Here is a 17,867-nt window from a genome sequence, read left to right as displayed (position 1 = left end):
TGTCAATATGGTATAGTGGTTGCAAATAACTACTCTTCTGTAAAAAAGGATGATGACGTAATTTATATACCTCCAAAAACATTTTCATTTTTATGAAATGGCTATTAATTATATATAACTTAAAAATTAAATCATTAATTAATTAAAATTATTTTGGAGAGAGTTATATGAAAGGGCATGTGATAGTTGTCATACTTATGGTCTCTCTACATTAATTATATAGTTGTTGTAATTAAAATTTTAAGTTTCATCAAGCATAATCATCAAGTATATTTATTTTTATTTTTTATAATTTTCAGGCTTTTTTTGATATTTTAATAGTTTTTATTAATTTTTAAAAAATAATCATCAAGCAATAAATATATTATTCGTCAAGTTACGAATAAAAATGTCATTTTTTTTAAGGGTCGATGCATAAGTTATATAAAAAAATAGTTCTATAATTATAAACAGTGTTAATAAGGGGGTATTCAATGTTTGATGCGAAATTTCATTATACCAATAAAATCATAAATAATCTGATGGAAATTTCAGCGATTAAGGAATTTATTTTAAATTCTCAAATAATGCCTTCTTATGATCTTTTGCTAAAAAATAAAGCTATAATCACATCTTCATATAATTCAACATCTATTGAGGGAAACCCTTTGGATTTTAAAGAAGTGACAGAATTATTCAACTTAAAAGAAAATAATAAGATAAATGATGTTGATTTAAATAAATCCGAAATCGAAGTTTTGAACTATTTCAAAACAATTGAAAATCTGGACAAATATGAAAAAATCGATGAGAAAACTATCTTGGAAATTCATCAAAACATTACTGAAGGAACATTAAATGACTCTAACATGGCAGGTAAATTTAGAGATTCCCAAGTGGTCATAGGTAATATAAAAACAGGCAAACTGAATCTTGTGCCTCCAAAGCCTATTGAAGTTCCCTATCTGATTAGGGAGTTATTGGATTGGGTAAATGTTCAGGATGACTTAAATCCAATCATTCTTGCGGGAATCTTTCATTATGAATTCGTTAGAATTCATCCCTTTGTGGACGGTAACGGTAGAACTGCAAGAGTATTGGCGACTCTAATTCTCCTTTTAAAGGATTATGACATTAAAAGATATTTTTCCCTTGATGAATATTATAATCAGGATAGGCAATCTTACTATGCTGCATTACAATCAGCAGACAAGTCCCAGGATTTGACTGAATGGCTGGAATATTTTTCGAAAGGATTTTTAGTTTCCATATCCAATGTAAAAGATGACATTGTCAACATGTCTCATTTTGACAGAAAAATGAATGATAAAATCAGATTGAATGAAAAAGAGATTAAGATATTGGAGTTTATTGAAAAAAATGATTCCATAAAAAATAAAGATGTTCAGGATTTACTTAACTTGTCTTCTCAGCAATCTCATTTTTATATTCGCAGATTAATTGAAAAAGGTTTAATAAAGTCTCAGGGAAAAGGAAGAAGTACAGTTTATGTGTTTAAGTGATTAATATTGCTTTTAAAATTCCATTAAAAAATAAATTTTGTAAATAAGGGATTGTCCGGAAATCCTATTGCAGGCCAGCCTTCATCGGATGCCGGATCAGCCCCATCACAAAATGATGATGTGAAGGCATATGAGATTGAAAAGTCAATCATCGATGCAAAAACGGATAATGTTCCTGCAATAATCATGGGCATTGTTTTAATTCTTTTGCTTGCAATCGGTTATAAGAGACAATCCGATAAGAGCTGATTTTGCTTTTCACATATCAGGTAAAGCCCGTCCGGTTATTTTATGATCATCACTTGCTTTTCAAAGGCAGTTTTTCAGTCAGGAAAAAATGGCCGGCGTCAATATATTGGTCATCAAAATAGTAATTGGATAAACCAAGTTATGTATAATTTTAAATAATGATTGATGGGAAAACAATTTCAAGATATAACTTTTAAAGGTCTCTTCACAATATTGGTCCGATATCACAATCCAATAGCAAAAACATGCAGTCAATGTCAACTGAATTATTAACTGAAAAAATGGTTATTAATTTATATAATTTGAAATTTAAAATATTAATTAACTAATAAAATTATTTGGAGAGGAGTTAGTATGAAAACTCATGTGATAGTTGTATAACTTTTCTCTCCACACTACTTTTTGAAATTTAAAATAATTAAATATTTCATTCACTTGTTTGTTGTGTGTTGGAATTAAAAAGAGTATTATGTTTCCAACAACATAATGTTGATAATTAAATAGTTAATTTTTTATATTCCATTTTCACTGTCAAATAGATAAGTCTACAAATATCAGTTTATCTGCCTTTTTACATGTTAAAATTATGTTTGGATCTTGTCTGTTTGTAACATATTTTTTTAGTCAGGGTTACAAGTTTTTGATATAAAATGTTTTCCAATAGTGGGGTATTAAATTTTACATTTTGGATTTTTCAAATTTTATTTTTGATAATTAAATCTTGACATTACCATTGAAGAGGTTAATGTAAATATTTATTAATGTAATAAATACTAAACTATTATTTAGTAAAGTAATTATAATAATTTTTAAATTATTTTTTAAACTTTACCTGTTAAACCAACCTTCTTTGCAGTGCATTAGTAATATATGCTGGGGAAATAAGAGGTTTAACAGTATTAAAAAAATAAATGAGGGTAGGTGAATTATTATTTTGAAAATGAATAAAATACTATTCGTGTTTTCAATAAGCATAATACTGCTTGCAAGCATGAGTCTAATTTCTGCCTCAACAAATGAAAATTTGACTATAACAGACTCAGCTGACAATGACATGCTTTTAGAAGATGCAAGTGAAACCTATTCTTCTTTGAATGTTAAAAGTGTTCAATCACAAAATGACAAACTCGAAACAGAACCGGACAATTACGTGATAAACCAGCGTAACTACAAAATGTATTTCGACGATACAGGAGTCTTGAAAAACGAATACGGTGGCAAGATTTTAACCTTTGACGGAACATTCACCGACAAAGGGATACTGACCATTAATTCTGATAATACAAAAATAACCGGCAGAAATACATTATTCAATAACACCGGATTCAATATAAAAGCCAACGGCGTGATGCTAACCAACCTAAACTTCGTTTTAAACGAAAGCTTTACAGGAAACAATAATGCAGGAATATATGTTACAGGAGACAATGTGACAATATATAATATTGACATGACCTACAACACTCCAAGCGATGTTGATGCAATCGGCGTGTACTCGTATGACAATACAGGTTTTAAGTTGATAAATTCTTCTTTTAACTATATTGGACATGCATTTCATGAAGGACACAACTACCCGATACTTCTTCAATACAGTGATGATGCAATAGTTTCAGGGAATGATATTAATTCTACATTGCCTTTGCGTGAAATTATTTATGCTGAAGGTTTTTTAGGAGATCATATATCTTCCTTTGCAGCAGGATACAGTAAAAACCTGCAATTATCAGATAATAATATTTATTCCGATATTAATTATGGGGAGTATCAAAATGGAGTTAAATATCCTACATTATCATCAGTATTGATATATGGCTGTGACAATTCAAGTATTGATAAAAATAATATCAAAATAGAAGACTTATATACACATAAAAACATTGCAAATTACTTGTATGCATTGGATATCTATCGTTTAAATGATGTTACTGTTACAAACAATAATATTGATGTATTTACTTATGGAGGATACGGTCGTGATGGTACAGCTTATCCAATACAAATTACCGGTCCGGCTTATAATTTAAAGGTAGCCTATAACTATTTGCATAGTGTAAGCAATGGTCCAAATATTGGAATCTACTCACAAAACTATTACGGATCAACAGAAATCGATATAATAAGTAACTTTATCAATATTACTGGTAAAGCAGGAACAGATTCATGGGCTTTAGTTGCAGGAATTGAAGTTCAAGACTCTGATGACAGAATTTTAAACAATACAATCATTGTTGATACTGTTGGAGGCTATAAAGCAGGAGACAGAGTATATGGTATCAGTTATTCTCAAAGTACAAATGGGACTCATAAATATGATATTAAATACAATAAGGTCACAACACCCGGTCCAACTGCAATCAGTCTAAATCAGGGAACAAGCTCAACCACCAGTGACACAAATGTAATGTATAATATACTGATTACTGGTGTTGGAGAAGGCGGTGACAAGGCAGTCAGCATCGGAGGAAACGGAGCCAACAATATTGTTCGCTACAATACCAACGGTGCCGATACAATACGCCACATGTCTGAGAGAGACCTGCCCGAATGGCTTCGCAACTACAACAACGGTGGACATGGAAACGGACACGGTGTCGATTTGTCATGGATGAACAACGGCCAATCCAATAAAGGACAGGGATTGATAGATGGAAACGGTAACGGTAACGGATTCAACAATGATGGAAATGCAAACGGCAACAACATTCACTATTCACAGTCAGATGCCCGCAATGGCGACAGCAACTCAACAAGATATGCCTGGGGAACATCAGGCGCTAGCATAGCAAGCGCATCATCCTCTGCCGGATCAAGTGCAAGTAAATCATCACAGCCAACTGAATCCAAGGCATATGAAGTGACCAAGCAAATTCCTGAACTTAAGGACATAAACTACATCCAATCAATAATAGGAGTAATACTTGTATTAATCTTATTAATAATTGGATATAGGCGAAAAGAACAACCTGAAGAAGAATATTAAAAACCATCACCAAAAAAATCTTTTTTTAATATTTTTTAGTAACCTATTTAAAACATAATTACAAATATTAATAATGATAAAGTGAATTTTAAAAAATTACATTTAGTCTTTAATTAATAAATATTTACTAAATGATAATTTAATTTTAATTTTCTTTTATCAAAAATATCTGAAAAAACAGAATCTTTTCATGGACTCTTGCAGTATATATTACCCTGCAAAAAGAAGGTTGATATGATTTATGGATTCTTGTTCTTGTAAGATATTTTAGACTATTTTGATAGAAAATATTCAATCTGGTCTTAAAATTTTTTTTAGTTAAAATCATGATTTAGGGAGACTAATAAAACTATGAAATCAAAATTTAATTTGTTTCTAGCAGCATTATTAATCTTCATTTGTTGTATTGGTGCAGCAAGCGCTGCTGATGATATCAATGATGATTCTTTAACTATTGATGATGATGCAGTAGTTGTAGAACAAGTTGATGATGTTGATTTACAATCAGCTGAATCTGATGATACCGCATTAGAAGTTAATAATGAAGAAAATGAAAATCTAAGAGCTACTTCTGTAACTGTTACTAACTGGTCTCAATTAGCAGGTAACGCAAGCAGTAGTGGAGACAAAACAATTAACTTAGCTAGTGGCGTAACATATACACCAACTAGTCAAATAGTATTCGGAAACAACGCAAAAATCGTAGGAACATCTACCAGTTACATTTCAGGAAGTTACTCAGGAATTCCATTCTACAATTCCAATTCAAATTACCACATAACTTTCCAAAATGTAAACTTTAAAGACATTTCCTGCACAATGCTCATGCAAATGCTATCTTCAGGTACAACTGTCTTGGATGGCTGTACTTTTACAAATGTTAATGCATCAAGCAGCGGACACAACTCTGTAATTTACAACAATTACGGAACCATGAACATTACCGATTGTACATTTACAAATTGTAGAGCTGCATTTGGAGTAGTAACAAACTATAATGCTGCTTCAACAACAAATGTAATAATGAATGTAAGAGGTTCTACATTTGAAAACAATTATGGATACACCGAACCGGGATGTATTAATAACTGTGGACAATTATACGTATGGACTTCCACTTTTAACAACAATCATGCAGTATGGTGGGCCGGAGCAATCCACACTCACACAAATGCAAAATCTGTTATAAGAACTTCTTCATTTAATGGAAACACTGCTGGATGGAATGGTGGAGCATTATACACTTACTCAACTTTAGAAGTATATAACTCAAACTTCACTAATAATAACTGTTCTACTAATAATGGTGGAGGTGCAATTGGTGCATCAAATTACTTCTTTGCATCTAATGCATATAATGTAACTATTAAATGTTGTAATTTTGTAAATAACCATAACCTCGCATCTAATGGTAATGGTGGCGCTATCGCTGCAATGAATGGTGGAACATTGACTGTATCTTGTTCTAATTTCACTCGCAACTCAGCAGATAATGGTCAAGCAATCTGTGGATTCAATACCAATGAATATGCAAACATTAGTGAAGGGGAAGCACATTTAGTCATTACTGACAATAGATTCATTAATCATGATATTAAAACCGGAACTACTGTTAAATTAAGTGGTTTATATACTTTTGAGGATAATACTTTCATTAATAGTCCTCAAATTGAATACAATGATTTAAATGATTATGATACAATTATTCCACAAAACATGAATAATGATTTGTTGGGAGCATCATTTGATGAAATTTTAGGAGATTCTGAAATAGTTATCAATTCCGATGATTATTCTAGTTCTAAAGATTTCCGTAAAGCATTGACTTCATTAGTTAGTTCAGCTACTGGAAATACAACAATTATTATTAAGGGTAAAACAAAAGTGGATAGGTTTGGTCAAGGAAACCCTATTGCAAATGTAACTATTATTATTGAAGATAAAGAAAATTGGATTTATGATGTTACATTTAAAGTCCAAGGTCAAGAAGCAAATAATAGGGGCAACACATATAGTTGGGTTAATTGTACTTTTACCAAAGCAATTACATTATCTGATTCAAATTATAAATTTGTAAATTGTACTTTTATCAATGCAGCTATTGATTTTGGTCAACTAAGAGAAACATCATTAAAAGATCATATTGATTCAGTAGATGTATACAATTATGCATTTGAAAATTGTGAATTTGTAAATTACACCCAAACTGCTATTGTTGGACACATGTTCTCTAATGTTGCGATTATTAATTGTGATTTTAATAATGTAACCGCTGATGCTATTGTTTCCACTAATGCTAATCGTACTGATGATAGTGGTCGTCAAGCTGGTGTAACAATTAAAGATTCCACTTTCAAAGATGTGACTGTTAAAGGTATTGTCAAAGCTCAAGATTATTCTGTAGAAGCTGTAACTACCGATAACAAATATGATTTCGCCACACAAAAAACTTTAGCAAGCGACGATGCTGTTTATGTTGATGTTCCTGTAAACGCAACTACTTTAACTGTTAAAGTTGCAGACATCAAAGAAGGAGAAGATTTCACTATTGATGTTACTTTATCCAACAATTTAACTACTAACGTTAGTGTTGTTATTAATCAAAAAGAATATAATGTTAGTGTTGTTAATGGTACTGGTTCTTTAAAAGGCACTGACAAATTAGCAGCAAACACTTATAATGTGGAAGCTAGTTATGCTGGTGAATATCCATACGCTGCAAGTACTAACACTACTACTTTTAAAGTTGAAAAAGTAATAATTAACACTGCTTTAACTGCTCCTAAAGTGTCCGCTACATACAATGTTGCTAAAAACTTAGTAATCACACTTAAGGATGCTAATGGTAATGTTTTAGTTGGTAAATATGTTACTGTTAAAGTTGGAACTATCTCTAAAAACATTCAAACTGATAAAAAAGGTCAGGTATCTGTTAATGTTGCAACTTTAGTTCCTAAATCATACACTGCATCCATCAGCTTTGCAGGGGATGATGACTACAACAAAGCATCTACTACAGCTAAGGTAGTTGTTTCAAAAGCAACTCCAAAATTAACCACTAAAAAGTTAAAAACAAAAGTTAAAGTAAAAACCAAAAAAGTCACTGCAACTTTAAAAGACAACAAAGGAAAAGTTCTCAAAAACACAAAAGTTACCTTAAAAGTTAAAGGCAAAACCTACACTGCAAAAACCAACAAAAAAGGCAAAGCCACATTTAAAGTAACCAAATTAAACAAAAAAGGAACTTTCAAAGGAAAAGTTAAGTTCGCTGGAAACAAATACTTCAAAGCAGTAAGTAAAACTGTAAAAATTGTAGTTAAAAAATAAAAGTAGAGAATACTCACTCTACTTTTTTTATTTATTTTAAAAACGTTATATTTGATCTTTAAATCATTGAACATTAAAAAAATATTTTTAGGAGGGTTGAATAGTTGAAAAAAAGAATAATTTTAATCTTATTAATTTTTATACTCTCAATAGGTTTTGCTAGCGCATCTGAAAACACAACAGATATGCAAACCACAGATAATATAATTAATGATGAAGATGTAATTTCAGAAGAATCCTCAGTGAGTGATTCTCCCGTTTATTATGTAAATAATTCTAAAGAAACAAGTGGTGATGGAAGCAATTGGGCAAATGCATCAAAAAGTATTTCTCTTAAGGATAATGCAACTATATTTTTGGCTGAAGGGGAATATGAAATTCCTGGAGAACATATAAATGTCACATATATTGGAATGGGTAAAGATACGATTATAACTTCATTTTCATTTAAACAATCTTATTATTTCAACACTAATCATGTTGTGACTGTTATTAATGCAACTTTTAAACCGTATGATCAATATTGTGGTATTTTACATTATGGTTTGGAATATGAAAATGTTCATTATAATGTTTTAGTTGATGAAATGGATTTCAAATTTATCAATTGTACTTTTATAAATTCAGAATTCCTATCAAGAACTTATGAGAGAACCACTCCAAATAGAGACACTCTTACTGATGTAGTTAGTGCAAATTTTGAAAATTGTACATTTAAGGATTTTAATGGAAATTATTTAGTGAATAATTGGGAGTTTTCTAAATTTGAGTTTAATAAATGTATTTTTGAAAATATCACTTCTGATGCTATTGTTGATTCATATGGTGGTAGATCAGACAGTCAAGGACGTGTTGATGGAGTTTACATCTATAATTCAACATTTAAAAACTGTAATATAAAAGGCATTGTCAAGGCTCGTCAGTTAAGTTATTGTGAAATTGTTGACTGTACTTATGATTTTGATGCTTCTGAAACAGTTGATTTGGTTTCACCATTTTATGTAAACAAAACAATCAAATCCGCTAATTTAAATGAAACCCAGTTAACTGTAACCTCCAAGGACAACAGTGTTATTATCACTTTAACTGACGTTAACACCAACAAACCTATTGCTGGTGTGGAAGTGGCTATTATTAACAATAATAAGGTTTTTGCTTATAGGGACACTGACAGTAACGGTCAAATTGTTTTAGATAATCTTTTAGGCACTTACAATTTTGAGTTTTCATATCCGGGTGATGAGTATGTTGGTTATGCCCCAACTTCACTCAATAAGACATTAACATTCAATAAGACTAAAATCAACACTATCATTCAAGCGCCTAAGGTAACTGCTACATATAATATTGCTAAAAACTTGGTAATCACACTTAAGGATGCTAATGGTAATGTTTTAGTTGGTAAATATGTTACTGTTAAAGTTGGAACTATCTCTAAAAACTTAAAAACAGATAAAAACGGTCAAGTATCAGTTAATGTTGCAACTTTAACTCCAAAAACTTATACTGCATCCATTAGTTTTGCAGGTGACACTTTATACAATGCAAAATCCATTAAGGCAAATGTTGTTGTTGCAAAAGCAACTCCAAAATTAACCGCTAAAAAAGCTACTTTTAAAGCTAAAAAAACCAAAAAGTACACTGTAACTTTAAAAGACAATAAAGGAAAAGCAATTAATAAAGTTAAAGTTACTATTAAAGTTAAAGGTAAAACTTACAAAGCAACCACCAAAAAGGGTAAAGCTACATTTAAGTTAACCAAATTAACTAAAAAAGGAACTTACAAAGCAACAATCAAGTTTGCAGGTAATAGTTTATACAAAGCAGTAACTAAAAAATCTGTTAAAATCGTTGTTAAAAAATAAGGAGAGATATTTTTTCTCCTTAATTATATTTTTTTTATGAATGTGATTCATTTCTTATTATAATATGGGCAAATGCTCTTTTTTTAAAGATTTTTGAATAATATAAATTCTATTTTTTTTGAGATTTTACTGGGGATGGTAAATTACTATTTTTCTGCCCAGCATAAGTTTCATAGTCAACTCGATAAGTTATTTTATCAGTTTTTGATATCAATGTTTTCAACAACGACCTGTGTTATTGCATTGCTTAAGTATTGTAGATGCGGGTATTAATTAAATAGCTATTAATTATATATAACTTAAAAATTAAATCATTAATTAATTAAAATTATTTTGGAGAGAGGTAAATATGAAAGGAGATGTATATTACGGTAAAGGAATCAGGGAACTCGAAGGCGAATACCCTGATTTATATGAACTGGTTTCTGATATAAATAGTACTGTTTGGAATGCTAAAGTATTGGATTATAAGACTCAAAAATTGATTGCTATCGGAATTGCTGCTTCACGTGCCGATGCAAGAGCTACCAAAAAACAGATCAGGAGCGCTATTGAAGTATTAGGCATTACAAAAGATGAAATTGTAGATGTCTTAAGAGTAGTCTTGTTGACTTCAGGTATGCCAGCATTCTCCAAATCACTTCAGATTTTAAACAGTGTTGTTGAAGCTATTGAAGAGGAAAGAGAAGATAAGGCTTAAATTCTTCTCTTATTTTTTTTTAGTATTGTATTTTAATACTATTTAACCTAAAACCTGATAGACCATCTCACCTATAAAAAACAGAATAAAGAGAATCATCCCTAAATTTAAATACACTGTTTTAAATGGATTTTTCAGATTGATTTTTGTTTTTGAACCATTGAATCTTGCCTTTTTAATTCTGGTCAGTCCATAAAGGCCAATTAATAAAAAACTTAATATGATTACAATATATCCCAGTATTATCACTGCATCAACAGGATTTGGGGTTATCTGAATATTTGTAACTGAATTTGCAAGGATTAGACTCATGACTGATCCCATAAAGTTTACAATCGCATGCAGGATTATTGTGTATGTTATCTTTCCTGTCCTGATGTAGACGTATGCGAAAAATCCTCCCATCAGGAATGCATAGAAGAACTGGTTAAGGTTTCCATGGAAAAAGGCAAAGAGCACCGCAGATAGGATTATGGATACCTTTGCACCATACTTTATTGTTCTGTCGATTAAGAATTTCCTGAAAAGGATTTCCTCACATATCGGGGCGAATATGCTGATTATCAGCAGATTGATCCAAATGTCTGAGCTGTTGATTAATTGATGAACTGGATTTGCAATATCGTTTTGCATCGCACCGCTTAAAAGCATTGTGATAATCAGGCCGGTCACGTTTCCAATCCACATTAGTGTTATGGTGATTCCAGTGTAAAGTATGAATTTTTTTACAGTTATGTTTGTCTTTTCAAGTTCAACACTGTCCAATTTTTTCATCAGCAAATAGAAGATTGGAAATGGAAGGATATAATTGCATAATGATGATATGGTGGTCACTATGTTTATGTTATGCAGATATTCCGGATTTATTATGGAAATGATATTGACTATGATTATCTGAAATATTATTGCCATTATGCCCAGTATCAGGTAATTTACTCCTATTTTTGAGAAAAACTTTTTATGAATGTTCAATTTTTCACCTATATTCATTAATTATATTTTTATAATATAAATCTTATTCTAGTTTTTTTCACGAGGTTATTTTTTTCTAAAGTTTTTATATCATTAAAACATAATTAAATATGTATAAAAAAATATTTGATTAAGTGATTTAATGTTTGATAATTATAAGAATAAGTTTATTCCATTGATTTTGCCAATATGCATAATTATCTTCTGGTATCTTATTACAGAGGGATTGGGCATTGTCAATCCATACATCCTTCCAGGACCGATTACAGTTTGTCAGTCCGCCTGGGAGTTAATATTAAATGGAAAGCTTCTAACAAACACTCTTGATACTTTATATAAGGTATTTGGCGGTTTGATTTTAGCGGCTGCTGTTGCCATTCCTTTAGGAATCCTTCTTGGATGGTATAAGACTCTGGAAGACATTGCAACTTTGGTAATCAGTGTATTAAGGCCGATTCCTCCTGTTGCATGGATTCCATTTTCCATTCTTTGGTTTGGAATAGGAATGTTTCCAGCAGTTTTCATTATTTTTATGGGTTGCGTATTCCCAATATTGGTCTATACAATTGATGGAGTTAAAAGAACTGATAAGGTTTTAATTGAATCAGCTCAAACTTTGGGAGCAAGCGATTGGAATGTTTTAAAAAGGGTAATCTTGCCTTCAACAGTTCCATATATTGTTTCAGGTTTGAAAGTTGGAATCGGTATTGCTTTGATGTGTACCATTTCAGCTGAAATGGTTGGTTCAAGCAGTGGTTTAGGTTATATGATTTTGACAGCAACTAGTTTATTTGACCCAGGTACAACAGTTGTTGGTATGTTAGATATAGGGTTAATAGGTATCATATTTGATTATGTATTCACTAAAGCCCAAGAAAGGATATTCTGGTAGGTGTTAATGTGTCAATTGAAGTAAAAAATATTAATAAATCTTTTATAAGTAAAAAAACAGACCAGCTATCAGTTTTGGAAGACATTAATTTAACCATTGACGATGGTGAATTAGTTTGTCTTTTAGGTCCTTCCGGTTGTGGAAAAACCACACTGTTAAGATTAATCGCAGGCCTTGACCAGCCTAGCTCCGGTGAAATCATTGCCAATGGAGAAAAAGTTACCAAGCCATCTGGAGATAGGGCAGTAATTTTCCAACAGTACTCATTATTCCCATGGTTGACTGTCCTGCAAAATGTTACTTTTGGTTTGGAGATGACAAACAAGGGGGCTAAAGAGGAAAATATTGCTGCCGCTGAGAGATATCTGACAAGTGTAGGTTTAATTGACTTTAAGGATAGCTATCCTCATGAACTTTCAGGTGGTATGAAACAGAGGGTTGCAATTATTAGGTCCTTGCTTAATCATTCACCAATTCTTCTTATGGATGAGCCGTTTTCTGCATTGGATATGCAAAATAGACACAAGCTTCAGTCACAGCTCATAGGGGTTTGGAAAAGATTCGAAAACACAATAGTTTTCGTAACTCACGATGTTGATGAAGCGGTATATCTGGCAGATAAAATCGTCATCATGGGCAAAAATCCCGGAAGAATAGATAAAGTCATTGAAGTGGATATTGAAAGGCCAAGAAAAAGAGATTCAAAAGAATTCATCGCACTTCAAGAATCAATTGTAGAAAACTTAGATATGGGAGAATAGTTATATTTTAGCTATTAATGTCCCATAATTTCCATTTTTTATTCCTTCGTAAACATAATCCATCGCTTTTAAACAGGAATCCATTAAAGAATTTTCTTTTGCTAAATATGCTGTTATTGCAGATGATAGATTGCATCCTGATCCATGTAAATTCTCGGTTTCAATCAAATCCTGTTTTTTGATTGTTATCTCATCATTAATGTTGATTACATTGACTCCGTCTAAATGTCCGCCGGTAATGAAACAGTTGCAGTCAATAAGTTCTGTTGCTTTGATGGCATCTTCCTTGCTGTTTATTTTAATTCCGCTTAATCTTTCAGCTTCACTGACGTTTGGAGTGGTCAATATTGAATTTGGAATCAAATGCTTATTAAACGCGTCGGCTATGTCTTCGCCTGTCAGGTCTCCCCCTGAAGTAGCAACCATGACTGGATCGACCACCGCTTTCAGGTCATATTCCTTAATCTTTTCAGACACCAGTTTGATAATTTCAGGAGAGTATAACATTCCTGTCTTAATAAATTCTACCTCATAGGCATCCATTACCGAATCGATCTGCTCTTCGATATAATCCGGTGAAACAGGTTGTGTTGAAAAAAATTTATAGGGATTCTGTGAAGTCAGTGCTGTTACGATTCCTGTGCCGTAAACTCCAATGGCCTGAAATGTTTTCAAGTCTGCAAAAACGCCTGCGCCTCCTGACGGGTCAACGCCTGCAATGCTCATCACTATCATCTAATCAGCTCTTGTGACTTTAAGACGTTCTGAACCACGGAATGACTCGACATTGACCTTAAGCTCTTTCAGGTATTGTCTGGTGTGGGTTTTCTCACCGTGAATCATGATTTCTCCCAAATCTTCGGTGGTATTGACATCCAATGCCATAAAGAATGAATCATGAACCTGTGGATTTAGATTTTTTCTTTCAGCAGCCTGCACATGCTCCTTATAGCTGAATCCTTCATATCTTGTGCGGATGGCCATTGGCTTCATTATAATCATGTTTGTTCCGCCGCCTTTTGAGGGAACAATGATGAAATCCAGGCTTTTGGATGCGTCAATCAGCATCTGGACATTGGTCTTGCCAATCAATGGAATGTCTGAAGGAACTATAATTACCTTCCTTGTTTTTCCTTTGCATATTTTCATTGCCTGTGTCAGGGCCTTGTTCAGGTTGGAATTGTCATTTTCCTGAATTGTGTTCACATTCAGGCTTTCAGCATAGCTTAACACATCTTCGTCACGGCTAATGATGAAAATCTTATCCACATGCTTTTTTAAGGTATCAGTCACGTCTCGAAGCATTGCTTTTAGGAGATTTTCCCTCTCTTCGGCAGATAAAAATGGAGAAAGCCTTGTTTTTGCATTTTTGAATGTGGTTACTGGAATTATTGCATAAATGTTGTCCATATTATCACTAGTATGTTTTGGCAATTAACGCAATGTATTTGGCATCTTTTCCGCTGGCGATACATTTGCCTTCGGACACTTCTTCCTGAATGCCTAAAACGTCATAGCCTGTTTTTTCTTCGATTTCGTGGCCTACATCTTCATCTCCGCACCAGTAGAACTTAACTACATTTCCGGATTCTACAAGTTCCGGAATCTCTTCAAGAGTGTCTGCAAATTTGACATGTTCATTCTGGAAGTCCCATGCCTGTGCGGATAAGTTTTCAGAAGACTTGTCCAATAAATCAATTACATTGTCAACTAGATTTTCATCCAATTGAATTTCAATCTTTTCTCCTTCGTCACGTCTCATTGCAACGGTGATATTGTTTTCAAGGTCTCTAGGCCCAAGTTCAAGTTTTACAGGTGTTCCTCTCAGTTCCCAGTCGTTGAATTTCTTGCCCGGCCTGATATCCCTGTCATCCAGCTGGACTCTTATGCCTTTTTCCTCTAATTGTTCCTTAATTTCTGAGCATTTTGCAAGAACTTCCTCTTTTCCTTTCTTGAATAAGATTGGAATGATGGTAACTTGATTCGGTGATACTTTCGGTGGTAGGCGCAATCCTGTTTCATCTCCATGAATTCCAATTACGGATGCGATGACCCTGTCGGATACTCCTGCACAGGTCTGATAAACCAATTTGTGCTCTCCGTCTTTGTCTTCAAAGGTAATGTCAAAAGTTTTTGCAAATGTCTGGCCCAAATTGTGGATTGTACCAATTTGCAGGGTTTTTCCGTTTGGCATTATGACATCAAATGCCATTGTATAGTCGGAACCTGGGAATTTGTCCCATTCCGGTCTTTTGGAAATCAAATATGGAATTCCCAAATCATCAAAGAATTCCTTATACATTCCAATGAAGTCCTGAATCTGCTCATCGGACTCCTCTTTGGTTGCATGTGCTGTATGGGCTTCCTTAAAGGTAGTGATTTCCCTTACTCTGATTAAAGGTCTTGTATGTTTTGTTTCGTATCTGAAAGTGTTGACAATCTGATACATTTTGATTGGCAGGTCAATATGTGTCCTGATCCATAATGAATACATCGGATATATTGCGGTTTCACTGGTTGGCCTTAAGGCTAGCTGTTCGTTCAATTCAGTCTGTCCGCCTTTTGTAACCCAGTAAACTTCATCCTCAAATCCCTTAACATGTATTCCTTCCTTTGCAAGTTCAGTTTCAGGAACAAGCATTGGGAACAGTACCTCATCATGGTCCTTGTCCAGTAACTTTTTAATAATGTTCATTGAATGTTTCCTTATCTGAAAACCGTATGGTCTCCAAACTGCCATTCCCTTAATAGGATATCTTGAATCAGTTATGTCCGCTTGTTCTAAAATGTCATGAAACCATTCGTCAAAATTTTCCACCATATCACCTAAAATAATTTTTTATAATATTAAATTATTTGTTTTTAATAAGTATTAAACTTATTTAGAGAAAAGTTATTTATAATTATCAATTAAATATATATTAATGTATAATTAACATTTAGGAGATATCATGAGCAACAGGAAAATACAGATGCCCCGTGAAGTTTACATTGATCCGGGCATTATAAAAGATACTGGTGAGATTTGCAAATCTCTGCATTTGGATAAAAAGATTCTGATTGTTACAGGTGCCCATACATATGATGTTGGTGCAATACCTGTAATGGAAAGCCTTGAAAAGGAGGATATGGAATTTGATGTGGTCAAAGTTGACAGGGCATCCTATGAGTCCATATCTGAAGTTGAAGAATTGATTACTCCCGACACAACCGTTTTGGGTGTTGGCGGAGGAAAGGTTATTGATGTGGCCAAGCTGTCTTCATATAATCAGGGCGTATATTTCGTATCCATGCCAACCACTGCTTCTCATGACGGTATCGTATCTCCTATGGCATCAATCAAAAACCCTAACACTTCAATATCAGCAACTGCACACTCCCCAATAGCCGTCATTGCGGATTCCGAAATCCTTGCGCAATCCCCATTCAGGCTTTTGGCTGCAGGATGTGCGGACCTGATTGCAAACTTCACTGCCATCAAGGATTGGGAATTGGCACACAGGCTTAAAAACGAATCGTTTTCAGAGTCTGCAGCGGCATTGTCAATAATGTCAGCTCACCTGATTACCGACAACATTGCCAATATCAAGCCTAATCTTGAGCCTAGTGCAAGAATAGTCATGAAATCCCTATTCAGTGGTGGAATGGCAATAAGCATTGCAGGTTCCTCAAGGCCGGCAAGCGGATCAGAGCATCTCTTTTCACATGCGCTTGATAAGATTCTCGACAAGCCTGCACTTCACGGCGAGCAGTGTGGTATTGGAACAATCATGATGATGTATCTTCATGGAGGGGATTGGAAGGCAATAAGGGATGCCCTAAAGGCCGTGCAGGCCCCTACCACTGCAAAAGAACTCAACATTGCTGAAGAGGACATAATTGAAGCATTGATGATGGCTCATGAAATCCGACCTGAAAGGTACACTATTTTAGGAGACAATGGTATTTCAAAAGAAGCTGCTTATGAATTGGCTTATAAAACAGAGGTGATTTAATGATAACACTGATAGGTATAGATTTAGCGAAAAAAGGTCAAGAGTTTATTTTTCTAGGTCCTGCCAAGGAATGTGAAGACTGCAGATTTAAGTCATCCTGTGTTGGAAACCTTGAAAAGAATAGGAAATACGTTGTAACTGAAGTAAAGGAAAACGAACAGAACTGTCCTATACATGCAGAAGGCAAGGTAATTCCTGTTGAGGTTGACAGAGCCGAAATAGACATACTAACAACTTCAAAAAACATTTTTGAAGGGTCAACATTTACATATAATGCTCCTGAATGTGATGAAAACTGTGATTATCATGATTTGTGTTTCCCTGAAGGATTGATTGAAAACGACAAGTGCATCGTATTGGAAAACAATGGAAAGCATAAAGGGGAATGCAAGAAAGGCTTAAAACTTAATAACTTAACTTTAGGATTTGTGATATAATGAAAGATACTAGTAGCAATAGCTCTTCTAAAATGAATGCAGGATACAAAGCTGCAGAATATGTTGAAGATGGAATGGTCTTAGGGCTTGGAACAGGTTCAACCACACACTTTTTCATTGAAAAGGTGGGCATGAGAATCAGGGATGAAGGAATAAGCGTGATGGGAATTCCAACATCATTCCA

General features: G+C 33.4%; 14 protein-coding genes and 1 pseudogene. 11 read left to right on the top strand and 4 right to left on the bottom strand.

Annotated elements, in window-relative coordinates:
• Positions 1-473: 473 nt before the first annotated feature.
• From QZN27_RS04095 to QZN27_RS04070, 6 genes are all read left to right on the top strand, one after another.
• A complete protein-coding gene (locus QZN27_RS04095; protein ID WP_296784069.1) occupies positions 474-1,502 on the top strand; it encodes a Fic family protein in 1,029 nt (342 codons plus the stop codon).
• A gap of 51 nt (positions 1,503-1,553) precedes the next feature.
• Positions 1,554-1,751, top strand: coding sequence for a hypothetical protein (locus tag QZN27_RS04090; protein ID WP_296784067.1), 198 nt, complete (start codon positions 1,554-1,556; stop codon positions 1,749-1,751).
• Between the two features lie 934 nt (positions 1,752-2,685).
• A complete protein-coding gene (locus tag QZN27_RS04085) occupies positions 2,686-4,734 on the top strand; it encodes a hypothetical protein (protein ID WP_296784064.1) in 2,049 nt (682 codons plus the stop codon).
• A 351-nt stretch (positions 4,735-5,085) separates the two neighbouring features.
• Positions 5,086-8,061: a hypothetical protein gene (locus tag QZN27_RS04080; protein ID WP_296784060.1), complete on the top strand. Its 2,976-nt coding sequence runs from the start codon at positions 5,086-5,088 to the stop codon at positions 8,059-8,061.
• A gap of 185 nt (positions 8,062-8,246) precedes the next feature.
• A complete protein-coding gene (locus QZN27_RS04075; RefSeq protein WP_296784057.1) occupies positions 8,247-9,926 on the top strand; it encodes a hypothetical protein in 1,680 nt (559 codons plus the stop codon).
• Between the two features lie 349 nt (positions 9,927-10,275).
• On the top strand, positions 10,276-10,626 hold the full coding sequence (locus tag QZN27_RS04070; RefSeq protein WP_292844143.1) for a carboxymuconolactone decarboxylase family protein: 351 nt from the start codon (positions 10,276-10,278) through the stop codon (positions 10,624-10,626).
• Between the two features lie 42 nt (positions 10,627-10,668).
• Here the strand turns inward: QZN27_RS04070 and QZN27_RS04065 are convergent, their stop codons facing one another.
• Positions 10,669-11,598: a CPBP family intramembrane glutamic endopeptidase gene (locus QZN27_RS04065; protein ID WP_296784052.1), complete on the bottom strand. Its 930-nt coding sequence runs from the start codon at positions 11,596-11,598 to the stop codon at positions 10,669-10,671.
• Between the two features lie 142 nt (positions 11,599-11,740).
• On the opposite strand from QZN27_RS04065, the gene QZN27_RS04060 reads away from it, so the two are divergent.
• Complete coding sequence (locus QZN27_RS04060; protein WP_296784049.1) at positions 11,741-12,490, top strand: ABC transporter permease; 750 nt, start codon at positions 11,741-11,743, stop codon at positions 12,488-12,490.
• A gap of 8 nt (positions 12,491-12,498) precedes the next feature.
• Positions 12,499-13,251, top strand: coding sequence for an ABC transporter ATP-binding protein (locus tag QZN27_RS04055; protein WP_296784046.1), 753 nt, complete (start codon positions 12,499-12,501; stop codon positions 13,249-13,251).
• Here QZN27_RS04055 and thiD read toward each other — a convergent pair whose 3' ends face one another.
• The 3 genes from thiD to proS are packed head-to-tail and all read right to left on the bottom strand — an operon-like array spanning position 13,252 to position 16,072.
• Complete coding sequence (thiD, locus tag QZN27_RS04050) at positions 13,252-13,986, bottom strand: bifunctional hydroxymethylpyrimidine kinase/phosphomethylpyrimidine kinase (protein ID WP_296784044.1); 735 nt, start codon at positions 13,984-13,986, stop codon at positions 13,252-13,254.
• The gene (gene cofC, locus QZN27_RS04045; RefSeq protein ID WP_296784042.1) at positions 13,987-14,661 is read right to left on the bottom strand and encodes a 2-phospho-L-lactate guanylyltransferase; all 675 of its coding nucleotides are present in this window, start codon (positions 14,659-14,661) and stop codon (positions 13,987-13,989) included.
• Between the two features lie 7 nt (positions 14,662-14,668).
• On the bottom strand, positions 14,669-16,072 hold the full coding sequence (gene proS / locus QZN27_RS04040; protein ID WP_296784039.1) for a proline--tRNA ligase: 1,404 nt from the start codon (positions 16,070-16,072) through the stop codon (positions 14,669-14,671).
• 130 nt (positions 16,073-16,202) lie between these two features.
• Between proS and QZN27_RS04035 the strand changes: the two genes are divergently transcribed.
• From QZN27_RS04035 to QZN27_RS04025, 3 genes and pseudogenes are all read left to right on the top strand, one after another.
• The gene (locus tag QZN27_RS04035; RefSeq protein WP_296784037.1) at positions 16,203-17,246 is read left to right on the top strand and encodes an NAD(P)-dependent glycerol-1-phosphate dehydrogenase; all 1,044 of its coding nucleotides are present in this window, start codon (positions 16,203-16,205) and stop codon (positions 17,244-17,246) included.
• On the top strand, positions 17,246-17,683 hold the full coding sequence (locus tag QZN27_RS04030) for a UPF0179 family protein (RefSeq protein ID WP_296784035.1): 438 nt from the start codon (positions 17,246-17,248) through the stop codon (positions 17,681-17,683). Before QZN27_RS04035 ends, QZN27_RS04030 begins: the two co-directional genes overlap by 1 nt.
• Positions 17,683-17,867, top strand: a pseudogene (locus QZN27_RS04025) (ribose 5-phosphate isomerase A); the annotation flags it as partial. The gene QZN27_RS04030 and the pseudogene QZN27_RS04025, both read left to right, overlap by 1 nt.

Source organism: uncultured Methanobrevibacter sp. (genome assembly GCF_900316895.1).
Taxonomy (GTDB): Archaea; Methanobacteriota; Methanobacteria; order Methanobacteriales; family Methanobacteriaceae; genus Methanocatella.
This window is presented reverse-complemented; position numbering and strand designations above follow the sequence as displayed.

Coding starts and splice junctions, on each gene's coding strand:
- cofC (WP_296784042.1), bottom strand. CDS start 14,661: ATGGACAACATTTATGCAATAATTCCAGTAACCACATTCAAAAATGCA.
- QZN27_RS04030 (WP_296784035.1), top strand. CDS start 17,246: ATGATAACACTGATAGGTATAGATTTAGCGAAAAAAGGTCAAGAGTTT.
- QZN27_RS04070 (WP_292844143.1), top strand. CDS start 10,276: ATGAAAGGAGATGTATATTACGGTAAAGGAATCAGGGAACTCGAAGGC.
- proS (WP_296784039.1), bottom strand. CDS start 16,072: ATGGTGGAAAATTTTGACGAATGGTTTCATGACATTTTAGAACAAGCG.
- QZN27_RS04035 (WP_296784037.1), top strand. CDS start 16,203: ATGAGCAACAGGAAAATACAGATGCCCCGTGAAGTTTACATTGATCCG.
- QZN27_RS04095 (WP_296784069.1), top strand. CDS start 474: ATGTTTGATGCGAAATTTCATTATACCAATAAAATCATAAATAATCTG.
- QZN27_RS04075 (WP_296784057.1), top strand. CDS start 8,247: ATGCAAACCACAGATAATATAATTAATGATGAAGATGTAATTTCAGAA.
- QZN27_RS04080 (WP_296784060.1), top strand. CDS start 5,086: ATGAAATCAAAATTTAATTTGTTTCTAGCAGCATTATTAATCTTCATT.
- thiD (WP_296784044.1), bottom strand. CDS start 13,986: ATGATAGTGATGAGCATTGCAGGCGTTGACCCGTCAGGAGGCGCAGGC.
- QZN27_RS04060 (WP_296784049.1), top strand. CDS start 11,741: ATGTTTGATAATTATAAGAATAAGTTTATTCCATTGATTTTGCCAATA.